General features: G+C 61.8%; 1 protein-coding gene. It reads left to right on the forward strand.

Translation table 11 applies throughout. From position 1 onward, the window contains the following. The first annotated feature begins 127 nt into the window (after window positions 1-127). A protein-coding gene (locus tag BLS52_RS18190; protein ID WP_090588594.1) for an IS3 family transposase occupies window positions 128-1,512 on the forward strand; the annotation gives its coding sequence in 2 pieces (ribosomal slippage) (window positions 128-446 and window positions 446-1,512; 1,386 coding nt in all). Window positions 1,513-1,557: the final 45 nt, after the last annotated feature.

Here is a 1,557-nt window from a genome sequence, read left to right on the forward strand (position 1 = left end):
CCCTACGTGTCAGGCTGGAGCGGTACCACGGTGACAGAGCAAGTCAGCTTAATCGCGTGGGGCGAGAACCAGGAAACCGATCATTATGTCTAATCTAGTTTTGGCCAAGGTAGGCCAAGATGGATCCATGAGTAGTTCCGGACCGCGTGCCGGTGGCCCGACCCCTCGAAGGTCTTTTACCCCAGCGCAGAAGCTTGAGTTTTTAGCGCAGTACGAGGATGCCTGCACCCGTCAGGAGGGCGGTGCGTTCCTGCGTGAGCATGGGCTGTATTCCTCTCAGATCGCTGAGTGGCGCAAGCTGCGTGATGGCGGTGTCCTGGCTGGCAAGAAAGCCGGGGAGACGATCGGGAAGCTGTCCCGGGAGCAGGCCGAGATCGCACGTCTGCGCCGCCAGTTGGAGGTGAGCGAGAGCCGGTTAAACAAGACCGAGGCAGCCTTGGAGGTCATGGGAAAACTCTCGGCGTTCTTCGAGAACGCCATCGCGGAATCGCCGGACGAGCCGAAGTCCAAGAAGAGATGACCAGCGCCTACCGGCAGTTGGTGAACGCTGCCGTTCCGACGCGGCAGGCCGCTGCCTTGGTCGGGCTTTCACGGACCACGATCTACCGCAAGCCTGCCGTACCGGTGGACCAGGAACCGGCGGTGCCGCCGAACAAGCTCAGCACCGCGGAGCGGGCCGAGATCCTGGCGGCCTTGAACTCGCCGGAGTTCGTGGACCTGGCACCGCTGCAGGTCTACGCGAAGCTGCTGGATGCGGGGACCTACCTGGGTTCGGTCTCCACGTTCTACCGGGTACTGGAGGAGAATAAGCAGGTCAAGGAACGCCGGCGGCTGGCCAAGCATCCGGCCCGGGCCATCCCGGAACTGGTTGCCACCGCCCCTGGGCAAGTGCTCAGCTGGGATATCACCAAGCTCGCCGGCTCGGTCAAGGGCAAGTACTTCGACTGCTACCTGATGGTGGACATCTATTCGAGGTTCATCGTCGGGGCGCATGTGCACGCCACCGAATCAGGGATCCTGGCCGTGGAGATGATGCGGGAGATCTTCGGCGTCCATGGCATCCCGGAGGTGGTTCACGCCGACCGCGGGACGTCGATGACGTCGAAGACTGTGGCCGCGCTGCTCTCTGACCTGGAGATCACCCGATCCCATTCCCGACCCCGGGTGAGCAACGATAATCCATACTCAGAGTCGCTTTTCAAGTCCATGAAATACGGGCCGACATTCCCCGAACGCTTCGCCTCACTCGGCGATGCGCGGGCCTTCATCAACGAATTCGTGGACTGGTACAACCACCATCACCAGCACTCCGGCATCGGGTTCCACACCCCGGCCAACGTGCACTACGGCTTCGCCGACGCAGTGGCCATGAAGCGCTCACAAACCCTGGCCGCGGCCAGGAACAAGCACCCCCACCGATTCAGTACCGCTACCGATCCCAAGATCCTCGCTCTACCCGGACCGGCATGGATCAACCAACCGACCGAAACCGCCGGAGAAACGGCGGCCTAACCTCCGTCTAACTCACCTTGGTACCGCTTGACTTGAAAAATTCCG

It is taken from the genome of Arthrobacter subterraneus, from assembly GCF_900099735.1.
Classification (GTDB): Bacteria; Actinomycetota; Actinomycetes; order Actinomycetales; family Micrococcaceae; genus Arthrobacter_D; species Arthrobacter_D subterraneus.